Here is a 26,991-nt window from a genome sequence, read left to right as displayed (position 1 = left end):
TGCCCCCACCCGCCCGCAGTGCACCGGGTGACCTGTCTCGACTTCCGAGGACCTGATGACCTCCGTTTTCGCATACCTCCTCCTGGGCCTGGGCAACGGCGCCGTCTACGCGGCGCTCGGCCTCGCCCTGGTCATGACCTACAAGAGCTCCGGCGTGGTCAACTTCGCCACCGGAGCCGTCGCCCTCTACGCGGCGTACACGTTCGCCTTCCTCCGCCACGGCCAACTGCTGATCCCCATCCCCGGGGTCCAGTCGACGGTCGACGTCGGCGGGCCGTGGGGCGTGCTCCCAGCGCTGGTGGTCTCGGTCCTGCTCGCCGCGATCCTCGGCGTGATCGCCGAACTGGTCGTCTTCCGGCCGATGCGCAACGCCCCGGTGCTCGCCAAGGCCGTCGCCGCGATCGGCGTGATGCTGGTGCTGCAGGCGCTCATCGCCCTGCAGGTCGGCACCGACACCCCGACCGTCGGCCCGATCTTCGCCCAGCGCAACCTGCACCTGGGCGACGCCGTCATCCCGACCGACCGACTCTGGCTGGCCGCGGTCATCGTCGGACTGGCCGTCTGCGCGGGCCTGGTGCTGCGGTACACCCGCTTCGGCATGGCGACCGAGGCCGCCGCGGAGTCGGAGAAGGGCGCGCTGCTGACGGGTCTGTCGCCCGACCGGATCGCCCTGGCCAACTGGGCGCTCTCCTCGGGCACCGCGGCCGTCGGCGGCATCGTGATCGCACCGATCGTTCCGCTCAACCCGGTCGCCTACACCATGTTCATCGTGCCCGCGCTGGCCGCGGCGCTGGTCGGCGACTTCGCGGGCATCGGCATCACCGTCACCGCGGGCCTGGTCATCGGCATGCTCCAGTCCGAGGCCACCTACCTGCAGTCGGTGTGGGACGCACTGCCCCAGGCCGGTCTGGCCGAAGCGGTCCCGCTGATCCTGATCCTCGGTTTCCTGCTGATCCGCGGGCGTCCGCTCCCGGGCCGCGGCGCGGTCTCGACCAACGATCTGGGCCGCTCGCCCCGACCGCGCCGCATTCTGGTGCCCACCGCGGGGTGGGTCGCGGTCGCGGTGGTCGCGCTGATCACCACCTCCGGCAGCCTCCGGCTGGCGGTCATCGCGTCGATGATCTTCGGCATGATCGCCCTCTCCCAGCTGGTCGTGACCGGCTACACCGGACAGGTCTCCCTCGCGCAGTTGACGCTCGCGGGCACCGGGGCCTTCGCGTTGAGCCGGTTCACCGTCAACCTGGAGCTGCCCTTCCCGATCGCCCCGCTGCTCGCGGCACTGGTCGCCACCGTGATCGGCGTGATCGTCGGACTGCCCGCGCTGCGGGTGCGCGGACTGCCGCTGATGGTCGCGACGCTGGCGCTCGCGGTGTTCGCCGAAGCCTTCTGGTTCCGCAATCCGAGCTTCAACGGCGGGCTCGACGGTGCGCCGATCGGCTCACCGTCGCTGTTCGGGATCGACCTGGGCATCGGCGCGGGCGACGGCTATCCGAGGATCTCCTTCGGCGTGATGTGCCTGGTGATCTTGACGATCACCGCCCTGGCGGTCGCCGCCCTGCGACGCAGCCGGCTGGGCGCGTCGATGCTGGCGGTCCGCGCGAACGAGCGGTCGGCGGCGTCGGCCGGCATCGACGTCGGCGCCACCAAGTTGGCCGCGTTCGCGATCGCCTCCTTCATCGCCGGCCTGGGCGGCTCGCTGCTGGCCTATCAGCAGACGCTGGCCACGGCGACGTCGTACACGGTGTTCAGCGGCATCGCGCTGTTCGCGGTGATCTACATCGCCGGCGTCACCTCCATCACCGGCTCGCTGATCGCCGGTGTCATCGCGCCCGGCGCGCTGATGTACTTCGCGATGGACAAGTACCTCAACTTCGGTGACTACTACATGCTGGCCAGCGGCGCCCTGCTGATCGTCGGTGTGGTGACCAGCCCGGACGGCATCGCCGGCAGGCTGACCGCCATCCGCCCGCCCAAGCGGGCGGCCACCGCGGACCTCTCGCGCGGCGCCGACACCGCCGCGCCGGGGGCGGAGACCGGAACGACGCCGACGCGCGCCGTCGGCGACGTCGTCCTGCGCGCCGATCACGTCGGCGTCAAGTACGGGCAGGTGGTCGCCGTCGACGACGTGTCGTTCGAGCTCCGGGCCGGTGAGATCGTCGGCCTCATCGGCCCCAACGGTGCAGGCAAGACCACCCTGGTCGATGCGATCTGCGGTTTCGTGCCCGCCACCGGCGAGGTGACGACGGGCGGACGCCGCATCGACAGGCTGGCGCCGCACAAACGCACCCGCGCCGGGTTGGGCCGCACCTTCCAGGACATCGAGCTGTACGACGACCTGTCGGTGATCGAGAACTTGAAGGTCGCGGCCGGGCGCAGCCCGGAGGGCGCGGTCGACAAGGCCCTCGATCTGCTGGGGATCACCGATCTGGCCGACGTGCCCGCCGCCGAACTCTCCCAGGGCCAGCGGCAGCTGGTGTCGGTGGCGCGCGTGCTGGCGGGTGAACCACGGGTGGCCCTGCTCGACGAGCCGGCGGCGGGTCTGGACACCGACGAGAGCCAGTGGCTCGGCGCGCGTCTGCGGGCCGCGCAGATGTCGGGGACGGCGATGCTGCTGATCGATCACGACATGGATCTGGTTCTGGGGGTGTGCGATCGAGTGATCGTGCTCGACCTGGGCTCGGTCATCGCCACCGGCACCCCGGACGAGATCCGATCGTCCGACGCCGTCATCAAGGCCTACCTCGGGTCACCGCTGGCCGCCGAGATGGCGGGCCCGGACGACGTCCCGGACGACACCGGTCCCGCAGCCGGCGACGCCGCGGCGGCGCAGGCGGCGACACGGGTGGCAGGCACGACCGCGGAGGAGCAGAAGTGAACGTACTCGAATGCGCCGGGTTGTCGGCCGCCCGGATCCGGAACAGCCCGTGCGTGCACGAGGTGGATCTGAGTATCGGCAAGGGCGAGGTGGTGGCCCTGCTGGGTCCGAACGGCGCCGGTAAGACGACGCTGCTCGAGACCCTCGCCGGGCTGCTGCCCCGTGAGGCGGGCACGGTCACCGTCTCCGGGACCGAGTTGCCTTCGGGGAATCCGCGGGCGGCCGTGCGCAACGGGCTGGTCCTGGTGCCCGACGATCGCGCGCTCTTCCGGAAGTTGACCACCGAGCAGAACATGCGGCTCGCGGCGCGAGCACGGGGCCGCAAGGCGGCGGCGCAGGAGATCGAGGTGGCGCTCGGCTACTTCCCGGCCCTGCGCAAGCGACTCCCGGTGGCTGCGGGGCAGCTCTCGGGCGGCGAGCAGCAGATGCTCGCCCTCGCTCGGGCGCTGTTGCAGAAGCCCGATGTCCTGCTGATCGACGAACTCAGCATGGGTCTGGCGCCGGTGATCGTGGAGGCCATCCTGCCGGTGCTGCGCCAGGTGGCCGCGGAGCAGGGCACCTCGGTGGTCCTGGTGGAACAGCACGTGCACCTCGCGCTGGGCGTCGCCGACCGCGCCGTCGTCCTGGTGCGCGGCCGCATCCACCTCGAGGACAACGCCGCCGCCCTGACCGCCGACCTCGGCCGATTGGAGGCGGCGTACATGGCGGGCTGAGGGGTATCGAGCCCTCCGGAGGCCCCACCGCACGCTGGTCGAGGCCTCCGGAGCCGACACCCACCCGCAGGTCTCGATGCGCGGCCTCCGCTACGCTCCGGACGCTTACTCGACCACCCTAAAAACCGCCCCACCCCAGGCCGGTCGAGACGCCCCCAGGCTGGTCGAGTAGCCCGCGAACGAAGAGAGCGAGCGTATCGAGACCCCCGCATCCCCGGGCACCCAGCGCCACACTCCCGCAAACAGGACGCTCAGCAGCCACCTCCGGAACATTGCCGGCGGCGGCCCGTGAGCGTACTGCTTGCGGCGATACCCGCCCAGCCTCGCACCACCACCCCAGGCTGGTCGAGTAGCCCGCGAACGAAGAGAGCGAGCGTATCGAGACCCCCACACCCGCAGGTCTCGATGCGCGGCCTCCGCTGCGCTCCGGTCGCTTACTCGACCACCCTAAAACCGCCCCACCCCAGGCCGGGCGAGACGCCCCCAGGCCGGGCGAGACGCCCCCAGGCCGGTCGAGTAGCCCGCGAACGAAGAGAGCGAGCGTATCGAGACCCCCACACCCGCAGGTCTCGATGCGCGGCCTCCGCTACGCTCCGGTCGCTTACTCGACCACCCTGAAGCCGCGCCCCCAGGCCGGTCGAGTAGCCCGCGAACGAAGAGAGCGAGCGTATCGAGACCCCCGCACCCTGGGCTCGATGCGCGACCACCCTAGAAGACAGGCGAGCGCGCGGTCAGGCGGCGAGCTTGGCCGCCAGCTTCGTCAGGTAGGCGCGCGCGGTGTCGAGGTCCTTGTCGGGCAGGCCGTAGAGCACGCGGGTCACGCCGATCTCCTCCCACCGCGCCAAGCGCTCGGCGTCGGGCCTGATGTCGAGCGCGACGATCTGCGGCCGCCCTTCCCTGCCTGCATCGGACCACACCTTGTTCAGCAGGGCCACCGAGTCGTCGATCTCGGTCTCACCGGGGGTGGTGATCCAGCCGTCGGCGCTGCGCGCGATCCATTTGAAGTTCTTCTCCGTGCCCGCGGCGCCGACGTTGACGGCGATCGTCCGCTCCGGCTTGGGCCACGCCCAGCTGGGGCCGAAGTCGACGAACTCGCCGTGGTACTCCGCCTCCTCCTGCGTCCACAGGGCGCGCATGGCCTCCAGGTATTCGCGCAGCATCGTGCGGCGGCGACCGGCCGGTACGTGGTGGTCGGCCAACTCGTCGAGGTTCCAGCCGAAGCCGACGCCGAGACTCAGACGTCCCTGCGAGAGGTGATCGAGGGTGGCGATGGTCTTGGCCAGGGTCAGCGGATCGGACTGCACCGGCAGCGCGACCGCCGTCGACAGTTCGATCCGCGAGGTGACCGCGGCCGCGGCCGCCAGCGACGTCCATGGATCCAGGGTGCGGGTATACCGTTCGTCGGGCAGGCTCGCGTCACCGGTCCGCGGATGCGCCGCCTCCCGCTTGGTCGGGATGTGGCTGTGCTCCGGCACGTAGTAGGCGGCGAAGCCCGCCTCCTCGATCAGCGGCGCCAGCTCTTGGGGACGCAGTCCGCGATCGCTGGTGAACTGCACGATTCCGAAATCCACGTGACCCTCCGAATCCGCGGCGCCCCGAATGGACACCAGACTGGACACAAGTCTAACTAAGAGTCGAGGGCGGGAACAGGCACCGAGCCGAGTTCGGCGAAGACACCGCCGGCGGGCGTGGCACGGCTGATCGCGTCGGCCGCCAGGATCACCGCCGCCGACGTCCAGCAACTGCGTTCCACCGGCCAGCGCTTGCCGTCGGCGAAGACGAGCCCGGTCCAGTACGAGCCATCGGGATCCCGCAGATGCTGGATCGATTCGACCATCTGCGCGGCCCGATCGACGTCGCCGACCGATTCCAGCGCCAACGCCAGTTCACTGGTCTCGGCGCCGGTCACCCAGGGTCGATGATCGACGCATCGCGCGCCGAGCCCGGGCACGACGAACCGATCCCAGTGCTCGTCGAGCAGCGCCCGGCCCGCCGCGCCGCGGATCGGTCCACCAAGCACCGGGTAGTACCAGTCCATCGAGTGGTCGCTGGGTGGCAGAAAGGTCTCGGTCGGCCTGGTGAAGGCGGCGGCGAGGTCGGCCAGCGCCCGATCCCACTCCGGCACCGGCACCTCGACAGCGGCCGCGATGCGACTCGCACAGCACAGCGACGAGTAGATGCTCGCGTTCCCGGTGATCAGCGCGTCGTCGAACATCTCGCCGGTCCGATAGTCCGCCGCCCAGCGGAACGCGCCGTCGGCCCGCTGAAACATCAGCACCCGGTCGATCGCGGCGCGCACCGTCGGCCACATGCTCCACAGGAAGGCCTCGTCCGCCGAAGCCCGATAGTGGTGCCACACGCCGACCGCGATGTACGCGCAGAAGTTGGAGTCGACACCGGCGTCCACCACGCGCCCCACCCGCAGCTCCCGCGGCCAGGAGCCGTCGGCGCGCTGGGTGTGCGCCGACCATTCGTAGGCCGCTCGCGCCTGCGCGTGAAAGCCGCTGGCGGTCAGCGCCATCGCCGACTCGACGTGATCCCACGGGTCGGTCTTTCCGCCCGGGAACCACGGCAGCGCACCGTCGGGTTCCTGCATCTCGACGATCGCCGCGCCCGTGGCCCGCACCTGTGCGCGGGTCAGCACGCCCGAGATCCACGGCAGGCTCATCGTCAGGCGGCCGGCTCGGCGGACTCGACACTCTCGGCCGGTTTACGCAGGTAGATCGCCACCGACTTGCCGACCACCGGATTCAGCAGTTGCTCTCCCACCCGGGTCAGCCACGGCTTGCTCATCATGTCCCAGACCAGGAGCTGGTGATAACCGCGGACCAGCGGGTGGCGGTCGTTGTCGACGCCGACGGCGCATTTGAGCCACCAGTACGGCGCATGCAGCGCGTGCGCGTGACCGGAACCGGTCACCTCCAGCCCGGCCGCAGCCAGCTTGCCCGCCAGTTCGGACTCCCGGTAGATGCGAACGTGTCCGCCCTCCACCTCGTGGTAGGCGTCCGAGAGCGCCCAGCAGATCTTCTCCGGCCAGTACCGCGGCACCGTCACCGCGGCGAGCCCGCCCGGCTTCAAGATCCGGACCATCTCGGCGATCGCCGACTCGTCGTCGGGGATGTGCTCGAGGATCTCCGACATCAGCACGACGTCGAAGCTCGCGTCGTCGTACGGCAGCGCGAGGGCGTCGCCCACCTGCGTGCGCGCGACCCCGGACTCGGGGACCTCGCCCGCGGCGGCGAGCGCCCCGAACATCTCGGCGACGTCGGCCATGTCCCGCTCGTTCTGGTCGAAGGCCGTCACGTCGGCGCCGCGGCGCAGCATCTCGTACGAATGCCTGCCCTGACCGGCGCCGATGTCGATAGCGCGGACGCCGGGCCCCACGTCGAGCCGGTCGAAATCCACAGTGAGCAAGGTCAGCGTCCTTCCGTAGCGGCGTCGATGGCGGCCTGGTAGCGCTCGGCGGTGGCCCGGGCGACGGCCGACCAGCTGTACCGCTCGGTTGCCCGGGCCCGACCGCCGGCGCCGAGCCGGGCGGCGAGCGCGGGATCGTCGAGCAGTCGCAGCACGGCCTGCGCGAGGGCGCCGGCATCCCGCGGCGGCACCAGGACGGCTGCCTCCTCATCGTCTCCGACGACCTCCGGGATCGCTCCGGCGCGGGTGGCCACCAGCGGCGTACCGCAGCTCATGGCCTCCACCGCGGGCAGTGAGAAGCCCTCGTAGAGCGACGGCACGCACGCCACCTCCGCACTGGCCAGCAGTTCGGCGAGTTCGGTGTCGTCGAGCCCGGAGACCACCGAGACGCGATCGCCGATCGCGAGCTCGTCGATCAACCGCGCCGACGGCCCCTCCGGATCGAGTTTGGAGACCAGGGTCAGGTGCACGTCCTTCTCCACGGCCGCCTTCGCGACCGCCTCCAGCAGGTACGAGACGCCCTTGAGGGGTGCATCTGCACTGGCCACGCACACGATCCGGCCCGGGACGCGCGGCCCGCGGGGTGCATAGAGGTCGACGTCGACGCCGAGCGGGATCGTCGCCAGCGCCCCCGGCTCCACGTGGAAGGCCTCGCGGATGTCCTGCTCGCTGCTGTTCGAGACGGTCAGCAGCGACGGGATCCGCCGGGCCACCCGCCCCTGCATGGCCAGGAACGAATGCCACCGCCAGGCGCTGATCTTCTTCCATCCCACCGCGGCCTTGACCGCCAGGGCGCGGTCGCGGGTGATCGGGTGGTGGATCGTCGCGACCAGCGGGAATCCCTGCTTCTTGATCGACAGCAATCCGTAGCCGAGGCACTGATTGTCGTGCACGACGTCGAAGTCGTCGCGCCGGCCCCGCAGCACCCGCGCCATCCGAAGGCTGAAGGTCAGCGGCTCCCCGAAGGCGGCGGTCCACATCGCCGCCACTTCGAGCCCGTCGATCCAGTCGCGGTACTCGCGCAGCCGCGGCGTCCGGAAGGGCTCCGGCTCGCCGTACAGGTCCAGGCTCGGCACCTCGGTCAGCCCGACCCCCTCGTCGAGTTGGGGGTAGGGCTGACCGGAGAAGACCTCCACCTCGTGCCCGAGCGCGACCAGTTCGCGCGAGAGATGCCGGACGTAGACGCCCTGTCCGCCGCAATGGGGCTTGCTGCGGTACGACAGCAACGCGATCCGCACTAGGCTTCGCCCATCGGCTCGGCCGCGCCCGCGATGTTCTTCATCTCGTCGATCGACACGAACTTCACCCTACGGCGCCCCGCCGCCGATCCGGCCTCACGTTCGGCGGCGTCGATGCGCTTCCATCCCGCCAGGTCGACGCGGTGGGCACCGCGCGAGGCCACCAGGTCGGGCACGTCGGACCGATCGGCGGTCGGTGCGACCAGCGCTCCGCCGGCGAAGTCGGCCAGGATCGACGCGGCCGCCTGTTCGCCGCAGAGCCGGTTGCGGCCGATGCCGCCGGTGGGGCCGCGCTTGATCCAGCCCGCGACGAAGACGCCGGTGAGCGGCTCGCCGTCGGGGCCGTCGAGCACGCGACTGTCGGCGTTCGGGACGACGCTGCGGCGGTCGTCGAAGGGCAGGTCCTTGATCGGTTCGCAACGATAGCCGATGGATCGGACAGCGAAGCCGGTCGTCAGTTCGGTCTTCTGATCGGTCTGCTCGATCCTCCCGTCGCCGATGTACCGGTTGCGCACCAGCGTCACCGCGTTCACGGCCTCGGTGCCGCCGAACTCGACCGGCGACGACAGGAACTTGAACACGATCCGCCGGTTGCCGTCGGTCTGCGGCGTGGCCGCGAACTCGCGGGCGAGCCGCACCTTGGTGGCGATCACCGAATCGAGGGTGTCGGCGGCGAGCGCTTCGGCGGCTTCGTCGGACAGCGTCAGTTCGGCGTCGTCGATCACGATGTCGACGCCCTCGAGATCGGCCAGGGAGACGAACTCGCCGTTGGTGAAGGCGCCGTGCTCGATTCCGCGCCGACCCACGACCACCACCTCGCGCACCTGCGAGGCGCGCAGCGCCGCGAGCGCATGGTCGGCGATGTCGGTGCCCGCCAGCTCCTCAGGGTCGGTCACCAGGATCCGGGCGACGTCGATCGCAACGTTGCCGTTTCCGATCACCACCGCGCGCTCTCCCGACAGATCGAACTCGTGGTGCGCGTAGTCGGGATGGCCGTTGTACCAGGCGACGAAGTCGGTGGCCGCCACCGATCCGGGCAGGTCCTCGCCCCGGATGTCCAGGCGTCGGTCGTGCGGGGCGCCGACGGCGTACAGCACGGCTCCGTAGCGTTCCCGCAGTTCGTCGTGCGTGATGTGGGTGCCGACCTCGACGCCGAGGTGGTAGGTGAAGTTGCGCTTGCGCTCCACCGCGGCGAAGGTGTCCTCCACGCCCTTGGTCTGCGCGTGGTCGGGCGCGACGCCTGCGCGCACCAGTCCGTAGGGGGTCGGCAGACGGTCGAACATGTCGACGGTGATCTGCGCCTTCTTGACCAGCTCCTGCGCGGCGTAGAAGGCGGCCGGACCGGCGCCGACGATCGCCACGCGCAGCTCGTCCGCAGGCAGCTGCGGCGGCTTCGGATGCCGCACCAGGCCGCCTTCGACGTCGTGGTCCTTGTAGTAGTCGGCGTTGATCTGCAGGAAGGGCTCCTCCTGCGCGGGCAGTTGATCGTCCGGGTAGATCGCACTCACCGGGCACTCGTCGACGCACGCACCGCAGTCGATGCACGTCTCCGGGTCGATGTACAGCATCTCCGCGGTGAGGAACTCCGGCTCGTCCCGCGTGGGGTGGATGCAGTTGACCGGGCACACGTCGACGCAGGAGGCGTCGTTACAGCAGGCCCGAGTAATAATGTGCGTCATCGCAGACATCCCTTTCGAACATCAAGGGTGAACGTGTTCTAGTTTCTATGAGAGTACCGTATCTTCGGTCACATCCGGACCCCCAGTGAGACCGGATGGAGGAACCATCTCAGGAAGGTCCGTACCGATGACCGCAGCACCGGACTATCGCCCGCTCAGCGACCGGAAGGTCGGTGCCGAGTTCTACACCGCGCCCTATCGCGTGCGGACCGGCGACATCGATCAGGACATGCGCGTCCGCCTGGACGGCGTCGCCCGCTACCTGCAGGACGTCGCGAACGACAACATCGCCGCCGTGCCCTTCGCCGACACCGATCCGTTCTGGATCATCCGCCGCACCGTCATCGACGTCCTGGTTCCGATCACCTGGCCGTCGGACTTCACGACCGAACGCTGGTGCGGCGCCCTGTCGACCAGGTGGACCAACATGCGCGTACGGATCCGCGCCGACGGCGGCACCAACCGCTTCAATCCGGAGCCGCGGCCCGACGGCCTCATCGAGACCGAGGCGTTCTGGATCAACATGACCGAGAGCGGGCTGCCCGCCCGGATCAGCGACCTGGCGATGCAGACCCTGAGGCCGATGACCGACGAGCATCGGCTCCGATGGAAGGCGATGAACCCCGCCCTCGCCCCCGACCCGGCCGGACTCGCCGTCCCCGACCGCGAACACGTCTTGCGGGTCACCGACTTCGATCCGTTCAAGCACCTCAACAACGCCGCGTACTTCGAGGCGGTCGAGGACGAACTGGTCGACCATCCCGATCTGCTCGCGGCGCCGCATCGCGCCGTCATCGAGTACCTGCGGCCCATCCGGCCGGGTGCGCGGGTGACCGTTCGTCGCCACCGGCTTCCCGACGCGCTGCTGATGTGGATCATGACTCCCGACGACGACGGGGCTCTCGCCGTGGCCGCGTCGGTCTCGGTGGCCCGGATCCCCTGACCGCGGCCGCCGGTCCGACCGCCGCCGGTCCGATCGTCAGTACGCGCTCGTCAGAATCAGCTCCATCAGCTTGGTGGGCGCAATGCACGGATCGCCGGCCTGACCGCCTTCGGGTTCCACCCACCAGGTGAACACTCCGCCCGCCGTCGCCTTGGCGGTGACCCCGCAGACGTGCGGCCGCTTCGGGTCGCGCTGCGTGAAGGCCGATTGACTCTGGATCGCGATGTTCTCGGTCGTGAAGCCGAGACGTTGCGCGGTCTCCTTCTCGAGGTTGTAGTCGCCCCACTCGAACCAGTTGAAGGTGACGTCGACCTGCTGGGGCATCACCACCCAGCGGCAGTTCGCGCCGAAGAAGTTCGGCGACGCCGTGGTTCCGCCGATGACCTGGGCGATCTTCGCGGCGGGCAGCACCTCGCATTCGGCGAGCAGCTTCTCGAAGCGATCGGTGTCGACGTGCCCGGTGTCGGTGCCGACCGACCGGCCCTCGCGGACCGCCGTCCCGTCGACCGTGCACGCCGTCAGCGTGAGGACCGCGGCGAGCACCGTCGCCGCGGCACGACCGACGGATCGTCTGCTTCGACCGGTCACGACGCCCCCTTCACAACCTTCTCGGTGATCCGCTTGGCCGAGGCGCACAGTCGATCCAATTCGATGGTCGGGCCGGCGACGGCGCTGCTCGGCGAGGCGAGCGAGATCTCGACGAAGTCCGCGTCCCAGGCGATCGCCGTCTCGCAGATCCCGGGCGTCGAGGCGATGAATCCGGGGTGGCCGTCGATCGAGTAGTCACGCGTGCTGTCCCGGCTGAGCTGCTCGGTCCCACGCTCTCGCCCGATCGGCGACCCGCGGTACCAGTTGAACGACACCGAGCCGTTGCGCTGCACGTCGGCCCGCCATTCGCAGGTCGACGGGTTGTCGATGGCGAGTCGGAGCCCGGGCATCCCCGAGAGGTCGACGACCTCGTCTGTGGTCAGTCCGCCGCACCGGGCGAACTGCGGCCCGTCGCCCGCCCGCGGGGTCTGTTCGGCGGGCGCGTCGGCGCCCTCGCTCGACGAACATCCGGTGACCAGCATCGCCAGCGCGACCAGTCCCGCCAGCAGCGGGCCGACCATCGCCGGGCCGGCGCGGAACCGGTCGAGTTGCCTGCGCTCGCGCTTGGTCGGGCGCCCGGCCCCGCGGTCACGGTGCGGGATGGAGGCCAGCACCTCGCGCGGCGGAGGCGGCGGACTGTGGTCGATGAAGCACTCGGCCGCCGCCGGCGCCGACACCCGCTTGCTGATGAGCTTGGTCGCCTCGACGATCCGCTCTCGCCCGCCCAGGCGGACCGTGACGCGATCGCCGACCGACACCGGCGCGGCAGGCTTCGCGGCGACCCCGTTGAGCTGCACATGTCCGGCCCGACAGGCGGCCCCCGCCGCCGATCTGGTCTTGGTCAGCCGGATCGCCCAGATCCAGCTGTCGATGCGCGTGGCCATCGCTCCCCTTCCCTGCCCGAGGCGTCGGTCGAACCGGCTGCGTCCCACAGTAACCGTCATCTCGGCGCACCCCGCAGACGCCGATGCCCGGAACCCGCGTGGCGGATTCCGGGCATCGGACGGGTCGGGGCGCCGTCAGCCGGCGAGGGCCTTCGCCTTGAGGGTCTCGTACTCGGCCTGGGTGATGGTCCCCGCGTCGAGCAGGCTCTTCGCGGTCGCGATGTCGGCGGCCGGTGAGCTCTTGCCCGCCGCGTGCCGGATGTACTCCTGGTTGGCCTTCTCGGCCGCCACCGCGGCCGCCTGGCTGCGCTCGCTCATGCCGCGACCGCGCGCGATCACGTAGACGAAAGCGGTCAGATACGGCAGCAGGATCAAGAAGATGATCCAGACGATCTTCCAGACCGCAGACAGCTTGTGGTCGCGGAACAGGTCGGTGAGGACCATGAAGAGGACCATCAGGTAGGCGATGAAGGCGAACACCAGCACCGTGTACCAAAGGACGTTCCAGAACGAGCTCCAGTCCATTGCGGACCTACTTTCTCACGAGGGGATTCGATGGTAACCAGGTGTGTTCGTCGCCATACTCGTCAGGTGGGCGGTTCGGGACCATAGTCCCACTTCCGTCGATGATCCCGTATGCGCCGCGATTCGCATCGTCGCTGGTCGACGCCGCGATAGAGTCATCGACATGCTCATTCGTCGCATTGCGGCCGTCGCCGTCGGCATCGTCGCCGCCCCCGTCCTGGCCTCCTGCTCGTTCTCGATCGGCGGTGACTCCATCGACATGGACAAACTGACCTCGGCGATCACCGACGAGTTCAACTCCACGCTGGCCCCGTTCGGCTACCGGGTGCAGGACGTCACGTGCGACGACCCCGGCAAGGATCCGGGCGACGGCACCGAGTTCAACTGCGTCGCCACCGCCGACGGCACCGCCTTCAACGTCACCGCGACCGTCGCCCAGCCCGACGTCAACTTCAAGTCCGTCGAGCGCGCCTACGACATGAAGACGACCTCGAAGAAGCTGGCGCCCGCGGTCAGCGAGAAGATCGGCCGGCCCATCACCGTCGACTGCGGCAGCGGGCTGAAGGCGGTGGCGCCGCAGCAGAGCTTCACCTGTTCGGTCGCCGATTCCGCGGGCAATACCGGAACCCTGACCTACCACGTCACCGAAGCGGCGGAACAGGACCGCTGGGAGGTCGAGTGAGGTCGCCGGACCTGCGCCCGATCCGAGACCAAAGCCCCTGGTCGGGGATTCGACTGAGCGAATTGGTTACGCTACCGTAATCGTCGTCGCCGACCCCGAACTCAGGAGATTCACGACCATGGCAGCTGTCATCCTCTACGGCACCGAGACCGGCACCGGCGAGCTCGTCGCCGATGCGATCGCTGACGTATTGGCGGCTGAGCACGATCCGTCGGTCTACGACATGGCGGAGTTCGCCGCCGAGGACCTGAGCACCGACGACTTCCTGGTGGTCGTCTGCTCCACGTACGGCGAAGGCGAACTGCCCTCGAGCGCGTTGCCCTTCGCCGACGAGCTCGACGAGGAGAAGCCCGACCTGACGGGTCTGCGCTTCGCCGTCTTCGGCATGGGCGACACCGTCTACGGCGACACCTACAACCGGGGCGGCGAGATCATGGCCGCCAAGCTGACCGAACTCGGCGCCGTCCAGGTCGGCGAGCACTTCCGTCACGACGCCTCGTCCACCGTGAAGCCGGTCAAGGCCGCCGAGGAGTGGGCGCAGGCGCTGCCCGCGCTCATCGAGCAGGGCTGATCAGCCCAGCCTCACCCGCTCCTCACGCATCGCGCGCCGCTCCTGACCGCTGGCCGCGCTGTCCTGGGCCAGCTTGACCACGGCGACGGCCGCGACCACCGCCACGACGCACAGGAACACCGCGGTCGGCGCATTGACGTAGATGTTCTCGCCCAGCAGGGCGACGCCGAGCACCATCGCCACGAGCGGCTCCATCACGTTCATCGCCGGGAACGACGTCTGCAGCTCACCCGCGCCGAAACCGCGCTGCTGTGCGGCTATCGCCAACAGCACCACGACCACCAGCAGGTACATCTCGGCGTGCACGAACACCGACACCGGGTCGTAGTACAACCGGATCGCGACCGCCTTGATCAGCAGCGCGGAGACGCCGAACAGGGCGCCCGCGGCCAGTCCGTAGCAGAGGGCGCAGAAGTGCGGGCTGCGGCATCGCTCCGCGTTGATCACGATGGCGACGATTCCGAGCATCAGGGCGCCGACCGTGATGACCATGACCAGCATGTTCGGACGGCGGTCGGTGGAGACCGGCCGCGCCAGGACCAGGAACGACACCACGCACGCGACCAGGATCAGCCCCCAGAGCCATTCGCTGCGCTCCATGCGGCGCTTGTCGATCCAGGACTCCATCGGCAGCGCGAACAGCACAGCCAACACCACCAGCGGCTGCACCACCAGGATCGACCCGAGGCCGAGGGCGGTCGCCTGCAGGCCGAAGCCCGCCAAGGCGACCGCCGCCCCCAGCCACCAGCCGGCCGTGATCGCCCCGTTGGACGCCGACGCCCGCTGCCGCAGCACGGTGCCGGCGGCGATCAGTATCGCCGCCACGACCGCCAGCAGCATCGGAGCCCAGGTATGCACCTGATCAAGGTTAATGCCCCCGCGCCCGGTCGCGGACCCTACCGTCTCGGTGTTGCTCAGCGAGCGACGCGCAACCGCGTCTCCACCGGGGTCGGATTGGTCGTCAGATCCTGCACGGGGCAGTGCCGCTCAACGGTCTCCTGGAGGAGGCGGTAGTCCTCGTCGGAGGCCGGCCCGGAGATGTCGACCACCACGCGGACCGCGGTGAATCCCGGACGCACCTGCGAGTCGAGGCCGAAGAAGCCGCGGACGTCGAGGTCGCCCTCCGCGGACAGCTTGAGGTCGTCGAAGGCGATGCCGAGGCGCTCGGCCCAGAACCGGTAGGTGACGACCTGGCACGACAGCAGCGCGGCGAGGTAGTACTCGACGGGGTTCGGTGCGGCATCGGCTCCGCCCAGGGTCGGCGGCTCGTCGACGCTGACGCTGAACGATCGCAGCGACACCTCGCTGGCGACGCCCTCCGTCGCGGTCGCGGTGGCCCCGAAGACCACCTGCGCATTGCTCGCCTTCGCCGCGACCGCGGACGCCGTGGCCGCCGCGATCGTGTTGAGCGGGGTCTGTGTGTCGGGGATGTCGATGAGCTGTGTTGTCGTCATGGCGATGACCGTACGGAGCCGTCGGCGGCCCGGACAGCGTTGTCCTCACCGCGGTTTTTACCCGGTTCGGGGTCGAATCCGTCTTCGCGACGCCCGCGGTGTCGGCCGCCGAGATCACTCGTCCGCGCGGCGCGCGCCTGCCCGATTCTGTCGGTGGCGGGCACTACCGTGAGGGCATGACTTATCGCAGGGACCTCGAGCGGATGACGACGCTGTCGTCGCGGGAGATCGACGACGCCTGCGGCGGCGTCCGGATCCCGGAGCTGATCACGCATTGCGTCGATGAGCTGCTGGAGCTGACCGAGTTGGCCGATGAGGCGCTCGGTGATGAGCGGATCGACGAGCACGTCCTGCTGGTGCAGGAGGTGTCGGCGTGGCGCGAGACCGCTCAACTGCTGCGTCTCATGGCGGACGACGCCGACGTGCGCGCGCTCCGCCTCGGCGGCATCAGCGGTGCGGCATGACCGCTCCCCGCACCCTGATCCTCATGCGGCACGGCAAGTCGGCCTACCCGGACGGCGTCTACGACCACGAACGTCCGCTCAACGAGCGCGGCATGCGGCAGGCCGCTCTCGCCGGCCGGTGGATGGCCGACGACCGCATCGTCGTCGACCAGGTGCTGTGCTCCACGTCCACTCGGACGCGGATGACGCTCGCCCAGACCGGGATCGCCGCTCCCGTCGAATACGTGTCCGACCTGTACGGCGGCACCCCCGCGGAGATCTTCGAGACCGTCCGCATCCACGTGCCCGCCGACGCCTCGACCGTCCTCGTCGTCGGGCACTTCCCCGGCATGCCCGAGGCGGCACTGTCGCTCGATCCGGCAGGCGCCATCGACCGGTTCCCGACCTCGGCCTACGCCGTGGTGCAAGTGGGCGTCGCCTGGGACCGGCTCGGTCTCGAACTGGATCGTGACGCCCGACTCATCGCCTTCCGGGTGCCGCGCTGATCAGTCGCGCCGCCGGGTAACGTCGCAGCCATGGCCCCTTTGATCACACCCCCGACTGATGTGGACCTGCTTCACCTGCGCCGCTGCGTGACCCTGGCACGCGAGGCACTCGAGGAGGGTGATGAACCCTTCGGCTCGCTGGTCGTCGACGCGGCGGGCGACATCCGATTCGCCGACCGCAACCGCGTCAGCGGCGGAGACCACACCCGCCATCCGGAGTTCGCCATCGCCCGCTGGGCCGTGGAGAACCTGACCGAGGCCCAGCGCGCGGCCGCCACCGTCTACACCTCCGGCGAGCACTGCCCGATGTGTTCGGCCGCCCACGCGTGGGTCGGGCTGGGCCGGATCGTCTACGCCGCCAGCTCCGACCAGCTGGCCGTGTGGCGCGCGGCATGGGGGCTGCCCGACGCACCGGTGGCGTCGCTGCCGATCAACAAGGTGGCGCCCGACGTCCCCGTTTCGGGACCGGCGCCCGACCTCGAAGACGAGATCCGCGAACTGCACGCCCGCGCCGCCGGCATCACCGTCTGACGGTCGAGGGCTCGGCGCCGGGCGGGTCGAGCAGTTCCAGCCGGACCGCCATCAGCCGTACCGGCCGGTCCACCGCGAACGCCTCGAGCAGCTCTTCGACGACGGTCGCGAGCGCTTCGAACTCGACGCTCGGCGCCGCCAGTTTGCGCACCTTCGTCCGGGTGTGAAACGACCTCGTCCGGACTGTGAGACCGACCCGGAACGGCACCCGCCCCTCGGCGACGACCTGGTCGAGCACCTCGCGCACGAGCCTGCGGACCGCCACCCGCAGATCCGCCGCATCGGTCAGGTCGGAGTCGAAGGTGCGGGCCCGCGAGTGTGATCTGGCGATCGGCGGCTCGTCGGCGATCGCGTCGTCTCCGCCGCCGCGGCACAGGACGTACAGCCAGTTCCCCTGATGCGGACCGAACATCTCGACCAGCTCGTCGCGCCCGGTGCCGACCAGTTGGGCGACGGTGTCGATCCCCGCCGCGGCCAGCTTCGTCGCGGTTCGCGGGCCGACGCTCCACAGGTCGCGGCACGGTCGCTGATCCATCAGCACCGACCAGTTGGCGTCGTCGAGCACGAAGACGCGGTCGCGCGGTCCGGAGTCGTCCGCGCCGATGGCGTGCTTGGCGAATCCGGTCGCAGCCTTCGCGCGCTGCTTGTTGTCCGAGACGCCGACGCAACTGGCCAGCCCGCTCCCCACTCGAACCGCCTCGCGGACGGCGTGCGCCGTCGCGACGACGCCGGCGGTGTCCAGCCGCGCCGGACCGTCGCGCGGCTCCACGCCCAGGTATGCCTCGTCCCACCCCCAGACTTCGAGGGCGTCGCCGAATCCGCGGAGCACGTCCATCACGCGCGCCGAGGCGTCCTCGTACGCCGGCATGTCGAGCGGCAGGAACACCGCCTCCGGCGCTCGCCGGCCCGCCGCACGCATCGGCATGCCCGCTCGGACACCCAATGCGCGGGCCTCGTAAGAGGCGCAGGTGACGACTTGCCGCGCACGCCCGGGGTCGCCGTCGCCGCCGACGATCACCGGCCGCCCGATCAGATCGCCGCGTCGCAGCCGCTCCACGGCGACCTGGAACTGGTCGAGGTCGATGTGCAGCAGCCACCGGTATCGGCGCGCCTCACCCATGCCTTCAGATCTTAAAGCGCACGACCCGGCCCGTCCGGAGGGACGAGCCGGGTCGTGCGCTGTCGAGGTGTGTCAGCCGACCGACACGAGGTCGGCCGGAGCGGCGTCGTCCGTCCCGGCCTCCGGTGCGGCCTCACCCGTGGCCGGTTCCGACGCGGAGTCGTCGCTCACCGAGGAATCGGCGGCGGGAGCGTCGGGAGCGGTTGCATCGGGCGCGGTTGCATCAGGAGCGGGGGCCTGATCCGAGGGGGTCTCGGTCGGCGAGGCTCCGTCGCCGTTGCCCGCATCCGGCCCGGCGATCTCGATCGGGCTCGGCGTGGGCGCGGGCTTCACCACGGTCGGCGCCAGATCCGTCGACGGGGCGTTGACCACCATCTCCGGCAGGGCGTCGGCATCGGCGGCGTCGGCCGGTGCGTCGGCGGCTCCCTTCTCGGCGGTCAGCTGCCCGACCAGGTCCTTGGCGGACTTCAAGTCGTCGACGATCGTGACACTCTTGATGTAGTTCCGAAGGGTGCCGACCGGGTCGAACGGATTGTCCAGGCTCAGGGTGCCGAGACCGAACGGGTTGTCCCACTGCACGAGGCTGATCTTGGGCAGCAGTCCGACGCGGGCGTCGTCGGCGATCTTCGTGATCTGCGGCAGCCCGATCAGGTTCGGACGCGTGCTGCCGTTGATCTCCACCGGCGGGAAGAACACGATCTGATGTCCCATCCACTGGATGGTGAGCGGATTGCGGAGCCCGTAATCGCTGGTCAGCCAATGCGCGGTGATCGTCTCGGTCTTGGTGACCGGGTTGCCGTCGGCGTCGAGCACGGGGTTGCCGTCGGCGTCGAGCACCGGGACGATCTTGGTCTGCACGTCCTTGGTGAACCGGACGAAGTCCTTGGCGAACTTGATCCGGTCGTCTTCGGAGGTGAGGGCTTTGAGCATGCCTGCGATGAACGGGCTGTCCATCAGGCTGTCGGTGTCTCCGCCCAGCGCCGGGCCGAGCTGCTTGAGCAGCGCGTCGTTGCCGAACAGCAACGACGTGGCATCGGTCAGCCCCCACTGCTCCTGGCGATGACTGCCGTCGGTCGCGGGCCGCAGATCCTTGTAGTGGTCGAAGGTGCCGAGGATATTGGTGCAGGAGCCGAGTCCCTCGGCGGTGGCCTGAGCGTGCACGCCGAAGCACGCGACCTCCTTGAGGCCGGGCACGTTGCCGTTCAGTCCTTCGAGCATGTCGAGCATCTCACCGGCTTCGGCACCGGCCTCGCCCGCGAGCGGCGAGTCGAGCAGGCCTGCGGCACGGAGCTTGCTGAAGTCGATCTCCTGGCCGAACCAGGTGAACTTGATGTCGCTGGTGTCCATGTTGAGCGCCGAGGCGAAACCGAACAGCGAGCTCGCCGTCGACGTGCGTCCGTTGTCGGCGCCGGCCAGCGCCAGGGCGAGAGAGTTGCGCGTCTGGGCCAGCGCGGTGCCGCCGCGCATCGACAGCGCGACGTTGATGCCGTCGCCGACGATGGTCGAGGAGCCGATCGGCTTGGCCGGGGACGGCAGTTCCTGCGGCGTGCTGTAGTCGTACTTGTGGCCGGTGAGGTACTCGGCCATCTTCAGCGCCTCGGTGCGCTTGCCGAGATTCAGGTCCTGGCCCTTGCTGACCTTCGTGCCGCCGACGAACGTGCAGCCCTTCAGGAAGTCGAAGTTCTTGATGCTGCCGTCGGACTGGAGGCAGCCGTCCTTGCTCGCCGGGTTGATCGGCAGCGCCGCATCGCGCTGAATCGCCTCGTAGGTCTTGTACTTGTCGAAGGCTCCCGGGTCGACGCGAACGCCGACGACACCGTTCGCGAGGCTCTTGATCGTGTCGCTGCCGAGGACGACGCCGCCCAGCACCTCGAACAGGTTCCGCTCACCCATGCGGTACTTGACGAGCAGGAGGTTGATGTCGTCGCCGAGATCGAGCGTCATGTTCTCGGCGGCCTGCCCGACCTCGAGGCTGTCGGGAAGCACCAGGGCGATGCCCGTGCCGTTCGACTTGGAGCAGTCGGCGATCGCCGCCGGCGGATTCGCCGGATCGAACTCGGTGCTCTTCGAGGCGTCCGGCCCCGTGGCCAGACCACCGGTGCGGCACATCTCGATGAACTGGGACACCAGTGGGTCGTCGAGCATCCCCAGCATCGCACCGAGGTCCGCGCCGCCGAGTGCGGCGCTGCTCGGCGCTGGTGTCGCGGCGAAGGCCTGTCCGGCCGGCGCCATCACCGTGCCGGTGCCGAGCGCGGCGACCGCGCTCACGGCCACCAGGCCGTGCTTCAGACGCTGTCGGCGCTGGCCCGTCGACCGTGCGACGGCCCGCCGCTGGGCCCTGTTCATCTGTTCGGTCACTGCATCTCCTTGAATGACTCGGAAATCACACCACCAGATCTGTCGTTCCCGGTGACCGTTTCATTACGCCTGCGCCTTTACCGCCGTATCGCACCGCTTTCGTTCTGCGCTCCCTGTCGCGACCAAGTGCGCAGAACGAAAGCGGTGCGATAGCGGCGAGCTATCGTTTCGGACACGGCGCCTGCGCGCAATGCCCGGCTCGGCGCCGCTGATCGTACGGTGACCGCATGACCCGACCGAGCAGACAATGCACGCAGACCTCACGCGAGATCGGCCGAAGCGGGCACAGACCCGGCCGTCATCGCCGTCGGCTGCGCATCCCGGCACTGGTCCTCTTGGCCCTCACCTGGCTCGCCGCGGCGCCGACCGCCGGCGCGGCACCGCTCCAGGCGGGCACCGTCTCGCTGGGCCCCACCGTCAGCGTCCTGTCGACCTATTCGCCGTCGATGCACCGGTGGGTTCGCAGTCATGTCCTGCATCCGCCGGGAACGCCCGCCGGGCTGCCGACGTTCTACCTGCTGCCCGGCGCAGGCGGCGCCGAGGACGGGATCTCCTGGTTCAACAACACCGACGTCCGACGATTCTTTGCGAACAAGCGGGTGAACGTGGTGCTGCCGATCGGTGGCAGGTTCTCGATGATGACCGATTGGGCGGCCGACGACCCGGCGCTGGGGCGGAACCGGTGGCAGACCTTCGTCACCCGTGAGCTGCCGCGCGCGGTCGACCGCGTGTTCCGCACCAGCGGCGTGAACGCCCTGTCCGGGGTGTCGATGTCGGGCGGCCCGGCACTCGATCTGGTCACCCACGCGCCCGGTCGGTTCCGGGCGGTCGCCTCCTACAGCGGCTGTCCGGGCACCACCGACCCGCTCGGCATGTTGGCCACGACCGCGGTCGTCGCGCGCGGCGGCGGCAACGTCGTCAACATGTGGGGACCGCCCGGCAGCCCCGCCTGGTTCCGGCACGATCCGATCGTGAACGCCGCGAAGCTGCGCGGTAAGGCCGTCTACCTGTCGGCCGGTTCGGGGCTGCCCGGCCCGGTCGACGGCCCACTGCTGCGCAACGGCGGCGGCCTGGTCGGCGGCAACGTCATCGAGGCCGTCAGCCTGCAGTGCACGACGAACATGTCCAATCGCCTGCGCGGCCTGGGCATCGCGCACCGCTTCGTCCACCGCCCCGACGGCGTGCACACCTGGGGGCTGTTCTACGCCGATCTGGTCGAGTCCTGGCCGCTGATCGCCCGCGCGATCGGCGCCTGATCGCACCATCTGTCGCCGTATCGCACCGCTTTCGTTCTGCGCACCGTGTCGCGACCGGGTGCGCAGAACGAAAGGGGTGCGATACCGGCTCAGACGAGTCCCGCGGCCTCCAGCCGCGGACCGACGCGGGCGACGACGCCGCGCCGCTCCAGCACCGACCAGTCCCACCGGACGACGTCGAACCCCATGTCGCGGAGCCGGTTCTCGCGTTCCTTCTCGCGAAGCACCGCGTCGGCCACACTCTCCCCGAGCCGACGATGCGACAGGTACTTGCCCTCCCCGTCGAACTCCCCGATGAGCCGACGCGCCCACTCGAAGTCGCTGTAGTAGCGATGCCCCTCCACGTCGACGGCCTGCTGCAGCAACGGGATCGGCAGACCCGCCTGAATCATCTGTGCCCGACTCCACGACTCCCCCGGGTTCGCCGCCCCCGCCTCCGCCAGCCGCAGCGCCTGACGGGCTCGGACACTGCCACGACGCTGCCGCGAGTTCAACGCCTCCTCGAGCGACGCGCGCGGCACCCCCATCCGCAGAGCCGAGTCGAAGACCGCCAGTGCCCCGGCGAAATCGGAGGTCACCGCCACCTCCACGGCGGCGCACTCGATCCGGGTCACCGCGATCCCCGCCAGGTCGACGACGTCGCGCTCATCGAGGCCGGGGTGGATGTGCCGCGTCGCTCGACACTTACCGCTCGAATCCCGCGCCACGCCGACGTGCACCCGCGTCAAGTCCGGCTTGAGCATCTCCAGCCCGTGCAGCGCCGCCGCCGACTGATGACTGAGCGGGGCCGCACCACCATCACGGCGGCCCGCCGCCGCATCATCATCACGGCGGCCCGCCGCCAGGCAGCGACGACGGTAGAGCTCCTGGGCGCGCCGCCACCCCTCCTCCGGCAACGACGACGTCGGCGCGTACAGGCCCCGACACGCGGAGATCAGCTCCCCGCACCGCAGCGCCTGCTTGATGTCGGCGTCGGTGAGACCCCGCTCGAGGGCATCAGCTCGTCGGACCAGGCCGTTGACGTCCACGTTCCACATGCACCTGAGCCAACCCGTCCCCGGCCGGAATGCCCAGCCCGCCATCCACAGCCCGGTATCGCACCGCTTTCGTTCTGCGCACCTGGTCGCGACCGGGTGCGCAGAACGAAAGCGGTGCGATACCCCGAGACGACGAAAGGCCCGCCTCCACGAGGGAGACGGGCCTTGCGCGGTTCAGGTCAGCGGAAGTCGCCGCCGAAACCGTAGTCGTCCAGCGGAACGGCGGCACCGCTCGGAGCGCCGAAGGGGCTGTCCGGGCTGTAGTAGGTGTCGTCGTAGGTCGGCAGGGCGTACGCCGCTGCGCGGGCCTCCTCGGTCGGCTGCACCTCGATGTTGCGGTAGCGGTTGATACCGGTACCGGCCGGGATGAGCTTACCGATGATCACGTTCTCCTTGAGGCCGACGAGCTTGTCGCTGCGGCTGTTGATGGCCGCATCGGTCAGCACGCGAGTGGTCTCCTGGAACGACGCCGCCGACAGCCACGAGTCGGTCGCCAGCGACGCCTTCGTGATGCCCATGAGGACCGGACGGCCGGCCGCGGGCTCGCTGCCCTCGGCGACCGCAGCGCGGTTGGCGGCCTCGAACTCGGCGCGCTCGGTGAGCGAACCGGGCAGGAACTCGGTGGCGCCGGAGTCGATGATCGTCACGCGACGAAGCATCTGGCGGACGATCGTCTCGACGTGCTTGTCGTGGATCGACACACCCTGGCTCCGGTACACCTCCTGGACCTCGTTGACCAGGTGGATCTGCACCTGGCGCGGGCCCATCACGCGGAGCACCTCGTGCGGGTCGGCAGCGCCCTCGAGGAGCTGCTGGCCCACCTCGACGTGGTCGCCGTCGGCGAGCAGACGCTCGCTGCCGTCCTCGTGCTTGAACACGCGCAGACGCTGACGCTTCGACAGCTTGTCGTACACGACCTCGTCGCTCCCGTCGTCCGGGATGATCGTGATCTTGTAGAAGCGATCGTCGTCCTCCATGCGCACGCGGCCGGAGACCTCGGCGATCGGAGCCTTGCCCTTGGGGACACGCGCCTCGAACAGCTCGGTGACTCGCGGCAGACCGCCGGTGATGTCGTCACCGACACCACCCTGGTGGAACGTACGCATCGTCAGCTGGGTGCCGGGCTCACCGATCGACTGGGCGGCGATGATGCCGACGGCCTCGCCGATGTCGACCAGCTTGCCGGTGGCCATCGAGCGGCCGTAGCACATGGCGCAGACGCCGGTGCCGGTGGCACAGGTCAGCACCGAACGCACCTTGACCTCGGCGATGCCCGCGGCGAGGAGGGCCTCGATCGCCGGATCACCCAGGTCGTGGCCGCGCTCGACGACGACGTTCCCATCGGCGTCGACGGCGTCGGACGCCAGCGTCCGCGCGTACGCCGAGGTCTCGACGTGCGCATCGCGGATGATGCTGCCGTCGGGCTGACGCTCGCCCAGCGGGACGACGATGCCGCGTTCGGTGCCGCAGTCGGTCTCGCGGACGATGACGTCCTGCGAGACGTCAACCAGACGACGGGTCAGGTAACCCGAGTCGGCGGTACGAAGGGCGGTGTCGGCCAGACCCTTACGCGCACCGTGCGTGTTGATGAAGTACTCGGCGACGGTCAGGCCCTCGCGGAACGAGGACTTGATCGGGCGCGGGATGAACTCGCCCTTCGGGTTCGTCACCAGACCCTTCATGCCCGACAGGTTGCGGACCTGGGTCATGTTGCCCGTGGCGCCCGACTTCGGGATCATCGTGATCGGGTTGTCGTCGGGGTAGTAGGCCTCGAGCGCGGCACCGACTTCCTCGGTCGCCTGCTTCCAGATCTCCACCAGCGCATCGCGACGCTCGTCCGGGGTCAGACCACCGCGCTGGAACTTGCGCTCCAGTCCGTCGGCCCGCTCCTCGTAGCGTTCCAGGATCTCCGCCTTGGCGGGCGGCACCAGCACGTCGGACATCGACACCGTGACACCCGAGCGGGTGGCCCAGTAGAAGCCCACGTCCTTGAGCTTGTCGACGGTCTGTGCGACGACGATCATCGGGTAGCGCTCGGCGAGATCGTTGATGATCACGGCCTGACGCTTCTTCGGCATCTGCTCGTCGACGAACGGGTAGTCGCGCGGAAGCAGTTCGTTGAACAGCACCCGGCCCAGCGTGGTGACGATCTCCCACGCCTGGCCACGACGCCAGCCCTCGGGGAACTCCGCCGCCTCGACGTCGGCGGGCGGACGCTGCTGCGTCAGCCGCACCTTGATCTTCGACTGGATGGTCAGCGCACCGCGGTCGACGGCCATGATGGCCTCGGCCGGGCTCGAGTAGACGCCGCGCTCGATGTCGTCGGCGGTCGCCGGGGTGTACTCGCCCGCCAGCCCGTCCTTCTGGGTGGTCAGGTAGTACAGGCCGGTCACCATGTCCAGACGCGGCATGGCCAGCGGTCGGCCCGACGCCGGCGACAGGATGTTGTTGCTCGACAGCATCAGGATGCGGGCCTCGGCCTGCGCCTCCGCGCTCAGCGGCAGGTGCACGGCCATCTGGTCACCGTCGAAGTCGGCGTTGAACGCTTCACAGACCAGCGGGTGCAGCTGGATGGCCTTGCCTTCCACCAGCTGCGGCTCGAAGGCCTGGATGCCGAGGCGGTGCAGCGTCGGTGCACGGTTGAGCATCACCGGGTGCTCGGCGATGACCTCTTCGAGGACGTCCCACACGGCGGGGCGCTGACGCTCGACCATGCGCTTGGCCGACTTGATGTTCTGCGCCTGGTTCAGGTCGACCAGACGCTTCATCACGAAGGGCTTGAACAGCTCGAGAGCCATCAGCTTCGGCAGACCGCACTGGTGCAGCTGCAGCTGCGGGCCGACGACGATGACCGAACGGCCCGAGTAGTCGACGCGCTTGCCGAGCAGGTTCTGACGGAAACGACCCTGCTTGCCCTTGAGCAGATCGCTCAGCGACTTCAGCGGACGGTTGCCCGGTCCGGTGACCGGGCGGCCGCGACGACCGTTGTCGAACAGGGCGTCGACGGACTCCTGCAGCATCCGCTTCTCGTTGTTGACGATGATCTCGGGGGCACCGAGGTCGATCAGTCGCTTGAGGCGGTTGTTGCGGTTGATGACGCGGCGGTACAGGTCGTTCAGGTCGGAGGTCGCGAAGCGGCCACCGTCGAGCTGAACCATCGGACGCAGCTCCGGCGGGATCACCGGCACGGCGTCGAGCACCATCGCCATCGGCGAGTTGCCGGACTGCTGGAACGCCGCGACGACCTTCAGTCGCTTCAGCGCACGCAGCTTCTTCTGGCCCTTGCCCGAGCGGATGGTCTCGCGCAGCGACTCGGCCTCGGCCTCGATGTCGAAGGTCTCCAGGAGCTTCTTGATCGCCTCGGCGCCCATCGAGCCGGTGAAGTACTCGCCGAAGCGGTCCTCGAGCTCGCGGTACAGGCGCTCGTCGATGATCAGCTCGCCGACCGACAGCTTGGTGAACTTGTCCCAGATCTCGTCGAGTGCCTCGACCTCGCGGTTCGCGTGATCGCGCATCCGCTTGAGCTCGCGCTCGGCGGCGTCGCGGACCTTGCGCTTGGCGTCGGCCTTGGCGCCCTCGGCCTCCAGCTCGGCCAGGTCGGCTTCGAGCTTCTGCTGACGCTCGGCCAGTGCGGCCTCGAGGTCGTCGAGGATCGCCTTGCGCTCGACGCCGATCTCGGCCTCGCGGGTCGACAGCTCGGCGTGACGCAGTTCGTCGTCGACGGCGGTGATCACGTAGGCGGCGAAGTAGATGATCTTCTCGAGATCCTTCGGCGCCAGGTCGAGCAGGTAGCCCAGCCGGCTCGGCACACCCTTGAAGTACCAGATGTGCGTGACCGGTGCGGCCAGCTCGATGTGGCCCATGCGCTCGCGGCGCACCTTGGCCTTGGTCACCTCGACGCCGCAGCGCTCACAGATGATGCCCTTGAAGCGCACGCGCTTGTACTTGCCGCAGTAGCACTCCCAGTCGCGAGTGGGTCCGAAGATCTTCTCGCAGAACAGGCCGTCCTTCTCGGGCTTGAGGGTGCGGTAGTTGATGGTCTCCGGCTTCTTGACCTCACCGTACGACCAGTTGTGGATGTCGTCGGCCGTGGCGAGGCCGATCTTCAGTTCGTCGAAAAAGTTGACGTCGAGCACGTGTTACCTTTCAGAGCTCTCTGGGTCCGCCGAGGCGG

General features: G+C 69.4%; 23 protein-coding genes. 9 read left to right on the top strand and 14 right to left on the bottom strand.

All coding sequences use genetic code 11. The features are described 5' to 3' along the window. The first annotated feature begins 55 nt into the window (after positions 1-55). Both AAFO60_RS19140 and AAFO60_RS19135 read left to right on the top strand, forming a co-directional pair. A complete protein-coding gene (locus AAFO60_RS19140) occupies positions 56-2,875 on the top strand; it encodes a branched-chain amino acid ABC transporter permease/ATP-binding protein (protein WP_347957838.1) in 2,820 nt (939 codons plus the stop codon). Continuing rightward, complete coding sequence (locus AAFO60_RS19135; RefSeq protein ID WP_347957837.1) at positions 2,872-3,588, top strand: ATP-binding cassette domain-containing protein; 717 nt, start codon at positions 2,872-2,874, stop codon at positions 3,586-3,588. The genes AAFO60_RS19140 and AAFO60_RS19135 overlap by 4 nt, the downstream gene beginning before the upstream one ends. A gap of 731 nt (positions 3,589-4,319) precedes the next feature. On the opposite strand, the gene AAFO60_RS19130 is transcribed toward AAFO60_RS19135, so the two are convergent. The 5 genes from AAFO60_RS19130 to AAFO60_RS19110 are packed head-to-tail and all read right to left on the bottom strand — an operon-like array spanning position 4,320 to position 9,919. Next, a complete protein-coding gene (locus AAFO60_RS19130; protein ID WP_347957836.1) occupies positions 4,320-5,159 on the bottom strand; it encodes an LLM class F420-dependent oxidoreductase in 840 nt (279 codons plus the stop codon). Between the two features lie 56 nt (positions 5,160-5,215). Continuing rightward, the gene (locus AAFO60_RS19125; RefSeq protein WP_347957835.1) at positions 5,216-6,256 is read right to left on the bottom strand and encodes a prenyltransferase; all 1,041 of its coding nucleotides are present in this window, start codon (positions 6,254-6,256) and stop codon (positions 5,216-5,218) included. Between the two features lie 2 nt (positions 6,257-6,258). Beyond that, on the bottom strand, positions 6,259-7,002 hold the full coding sequence (locus tag AAFO60_RS19120) for a class I SAM-dependent methyltransferase (RefSeq protein ID WP_347957834.1): 744 nt from the start codon (positions 7,000-7,002) through the stop codon (positions 6,259-6,261). Between the two features lie 2 nt (positions 7,003-7,004). Next, a complete protein-coding gene (locus AAFO60_RS19115) occupies positions 7,005-8,240 on the bottom strand; it encodes a glycosyltransferase family 4 protein (RefSeq protein ID WP_347957833.1) in 1,236 nt (411 codons plus the stop codon). Further along, entirely contained in the window at positions 8,240-9,919 is a 1,680-nt protein-coding gene (locus tag AAFO60_RS19110; RefSeq protein WP_347957832.1) for an FAD-dependent oxidoreductase, read from the bottom strand. The genes AAFO60_RS19115 and AAFO60_RS19110 overlap by 1 nt, the downstream gene beginning before the upstream one ends. Before the next feature lie 127 nt (positions 9,920-10,046). On the opposite strand from AAFO60_RS19110, the gene AAFO60_RS19105 reads away from it, so the two are divergent. Continuing rightward, positions 10,047-10,862 (top strand): acyl-[acyl-carrier-protein] thioesterase, encoded by an 816-nt coding sequence (locus AAFO60_RS19105; RefSeq protein WP_347957831.1) that lies wholly within the window; start codon positions 10,047-10,049, stop codon positions 10,860-10,862. 36 nt (positions 10,863-10,898) lie between these two features. Here AAFO60_RS19105 and AAFO60_RS19100 read toward each other — a convergent pair whose 3' ends face one another. The 3 genes from AAFO60_RS19100 to AAFO60_RS19090 all read right to left on the bottom strand — a co-directional run bounded on the left by AAFO60_RS19100 (position 10,899) and on the right by AAFO60_RS19090 (position 12,859). Then, entirely contained in the window at positions 10,899-11,450 is a 552-nt protein-coding gene (locus tag AAFO60_RS19100; protein WP_347957830.1) for a DUF3558 domain-containing protein, read from the bottom strand. Continuing rightward, positions 11,447-12,334, bottom strand: a complete 888-nt coding sequence (locus tag AAFO60_RS19095; RefSeq protein WP_347957829.1) for a DUF3558 family protein — start codon at positions 12,332-12,334, stop codon at positions 11,447-11,449. The genes AAFO60_RS19100 and AAFO60_RS19095 overlap by 4 nt, the downstream gene beginning before the upstream one ends. A gap of 135 nt (positions 12,335-12,469) precedes the next feature. Continuing rightward, entirely contained in the window at positions 12,470-12,859 is a 390-nt protein-coding gene (locus AAFO60_RS19090) for an SHOCT domain-containing protein (RefSeq protein WP_347957828.1), read from the bottom strand. 163 nt (positions 12,860-13,022) lie between these two features. Between AAFO60_RS19090 and AAFO60_RS19085 the strand changes: the two genes are divergently transcribed. Beyond that, entirely contained in the window at positions 13,023-13,541 is a 519-nt protein-coding gene (locus AAFO60_RS19085; protein WP_347957827.1) for a DUF4333 domain-containing protein, read from the top strand. Positions 13,542-13,659: 118 nt separating this feature from the next. Continuing rightward, a complete protein-coding gene (locus AAFO60_RS19080) occupies positions 13,660-14,112 on the top strand; it encodes a flavodoxin domain-containing protein (protein ID WP_347957826.1) in 453 nt (150 codons plus the stop codon). On the opposite strand, the gene AAFO60_RS19075 is transcribed toward AAFO60_RS19080, so the two are convergent. Both AAFO60_RS19075 and AAFO60_RS19070 read right to left on the bottom strand, forming a co-directional pair. After that, positions 14,113-14,970 (bottom strand): DMT family transporter, encoded by an 858-nt coding sequence (locus AAFO60_RS19075; RefSeq protein WP_347957825.1) that lies wholly within the window; start codon positions 14,968-14,970, stop codon positions 14,113-14,115. A gap of 56 nt (positions 14,971-15,026) precedes the next feature. Then, on the bottom strand, positions 15,027-15,566 hold the full coding sequence (locus AAFO60_RS19070; RefSeq protein WP_347957824.1) for an OsmC family protein: 540 nt from the start codon (positions 15,564-15,566) through the stop codon (positions 15,027-15,029). A gap of 176 nt (positions 15,567-15,742) precedes the next feature. Here AAFO60_RS19070 and AAFO60_RS19065 point away from each other — a divergent pair, with 176 nt between their 5' ends. The 3 genes from AAFO60_RS19065 to AAFO60_RS19055 are packed head-to-tail and all read left to right on the top strand — an operon-like array spanning position 15,743 to position 17,046. Beyond that, positions 15,743-16,030, top strand: a complete 288-nt coding sequence (locus tag AAFO60_RS19065) for a hypothetical protein (protein WP_347957823.1) — start codon at positions 15,743-15,745, stop codon at positions 16,028-16,030. Continuing rightward, a complete protein-coding gene (locus AAFO60_RS19060) occupies positions 16,027-16,515 on the top strand; it encodes a SixA phosphatase family protein (RefSeq protein ID WP_347957822.1) in 489 nt (162 codons plus the stop codon). Before AAFO60_RS19065 ends, AAFO60_RS19060 begins: the two co-directional genes overlap by 4 nt. 30 nt (positions 16,516-16,545) lie before the next feature. Then, a complete protein-coding gene (locus tag AAFO60_RS19055; RefSeq protein WP_347957821.1) occupies positions 16,546-17,046 on the top strand; it encodes a nucleoside deaminase in 501 nt (166 codons plus the stop codon). On the opposite strand, the gene AAFO60_RS19050 is transcribed toward AAFO60_RS19055, so the two are convergent. Next, positions 17,036-18,166: a DNA polymerase IV gene (locus tag AAFO60_RS19050; protein WP_347957820.1), complete on the bottom strand. Its 1,131-nt coding sequence runs from the start codon at positions 18,164-18,166 to the stop codon at positions 17,036-17,038. The two genes, AAFO60_RS19055 and AAFO60_RS19050, sit on opposite strands and share 11 nt — an antisense overlap. Positions 18,167-18,238: 72 nt before the next feature. Next, a complete protein-coding gene (locus tag AAFO60_RS19045; RefSeq protein ID WP_347957819.1) occupies positions 18,239-20,524 on the bottom strand; it encodes a hypothetical protein in 2,286 nt (761 codons plus the stop codon). Positions 20,525-20,751: 227 nt separating this feature from the next. Between AAFO60_RS19045 and AAFO60_RS19040 the strand changes: the two genes are divergently transcribed. Next, positions 20,752-21,780: an alpha/beta hydrolase gene (locus tag AAFO60_RS19040; RefSeq protein ID WP_347957818.1), complete on the top strand. Its 1,029-nt coding sequence runs from the start codon at positions 20,752-20,754 to the stop codon at positions 21,778-21,780. Between the two features lie 89 nt (positions 21,781-21,869). Here the strand turns inward: AAFO60_RS19040 and AAFO60_RS19035 are convergent, their stop codons facing one another. Next, complete coding sequence (locus AAFO60_RS19035) at positions 21,870-22,817, bottom strand: hypothetical protein (protein ID WP_347957817.1); 948 nt, start codon at positions 22,815-22,817, stop codon at positions 21,870-21,872. Positions 22,818-22,996: 179 nt separating this feature from the next. Continuing rightward, positions 22,997-26,953: a DNA-directed RNA polymerase subunit beta' gene (locus AAFO60_RS19030; protein WP_347957816.1), complete on the bottom strand. Its 3,957-nt coding sequence runs from the start codon at positions 26,951-26,953 to the stop codon at positions 22,997-22,999. Between the last annotated feature and the right edge of the window lie 38 nt (positions 26,954-26,991).

This window comes from Gordonia aichiensis (genome assembly GCF_039946255.1).
Classification (GTDB): domain Bacteria; phylum Actinomycetota; class Actinomycetes; order Mycobacteriales; family Mycobacteriaceae; genus Gordonia; species Gordonia aichiensis_A.
The sequence above is the reverse complement of the archived record's forward strand: the minus strand, read 5'-3'. Positions and strand labels throughout refer to the sequence as shown.

What these genes read in the sequence shown, in the direction of transcription:
- AAFO60_RS19060 (WP_347957822.1), top strand. Translation starts at nt 16,027, where the DNA reads ATGACCGCTCCCCGCACCCTGATCCTCATGCGGCACGGCAAGTCGGCC.
- AAFO60_RS19085 (WP_347957827.1), top strand. Translation starts at nt 13,023, where the DNA reads ATGCTCATTCGTCGCATTGCGGCCGTCGCCGTCGGCATCGTCGCCGCC.
- AAFO60_RS19095 (WP_347957829.1), bottom strand. Translation starts at nt 12,334, where the DNA reads ATGGCCACGCGCATCGACAGCTGGATCTGGGCGATCCGGCTGACCAAG.
- AAFO60_RS19125 (WP_347957835.1), bottom strand. Translation starts at nt 6,256, where the DNA reads ATGAGCCTGCCGTGGATCTCGGGCGTGCTGACCCGCGCACAGGTGCGG.
- AAFO60_RS19110 (WP_347957832.1), bottom strand. Translation starts at nt 9,919, where the DNA reads ATGACGCACATTATTACTCGGGCCTGCTGTAACGACGCCTCCTGCGTC.
- AAFO60_RS19055 (WP_347957821.1), top strand. Translation starts at nt 16,546, where the DNA reads ATGGCCCCTTTGATCACACCCCCGACTGATGTGGACCTGCTTCACCTG.
- AAFO60_RS19105 (WP_347957831.1), top strand. Translation starts at nt 10,047, where the DNA reads ATGACCGCAGCACCGGACTATCGCCCGCTCAGCGACCGGAAGGTCGGT.
- AAFO60_RS19035 (WP_347957817.1), bottom strand. Translation starts at nt 22,817, where the DNA reads ATGTGGAACGTGGACGTCAACGGCCTGGTCCGACGAGCTGATGCCCTC.
- AAFO60_RS19050 (WP_347957820.1), bottom strand. Translation starts at nt 18,166, where the DNA reads ATGGGTGAGGCGCGCCGATACCGGTGGCTGCTGCACATCGACCTCGAC.
- AAFO60_RS19080 (WP_347957826.1), top strand. Translation starts at nt 13,660, where the DNA reads ATGGCAGCTGTCATCCTCTACGGCACCGAGACCGGCACCGGCGAGCTC.
- AAFO60_RS19140 (WP_347957838.1), top strand. Translation starts at nt 56, where the DNA reads ATGACCTCCGTTTTCGCATACCTCCTCCTGGGCCTGGGCAACGGCGCC.
- AAFO60_RS19090 (WP_347957828.1), bottom strand. Translation starts at nt 12,859, where the DNA reads ATGGACTGGAGCTCGTTCTGGAACGTCCTTTGGTACACGGTGCTGGTG.
- AAFO60_RS19070 (WP_347957824.1), bottom strand. Translation starts at nt 15,566, where the DNA reads ATGACGACAACACAGCTCATCGACATCCCCGACACACAGACCCCGCTC.
- AAFO60_RS19065 (WP_347957823.1), top strand. Translation starts at nt 15,743, where the DNA reads ATGACTTATCGCAGGGACCTCGAGCGGATGACGACGCTGTCGTCGCGG.
- AAFO60_RS19040 (WP_347957818.1), top strand. Translation starts at nt 20,752, where the DNA reads ATGACCCGACCGAGCAGACAATGCACGCAGACCTCACGCGAGATCGGC.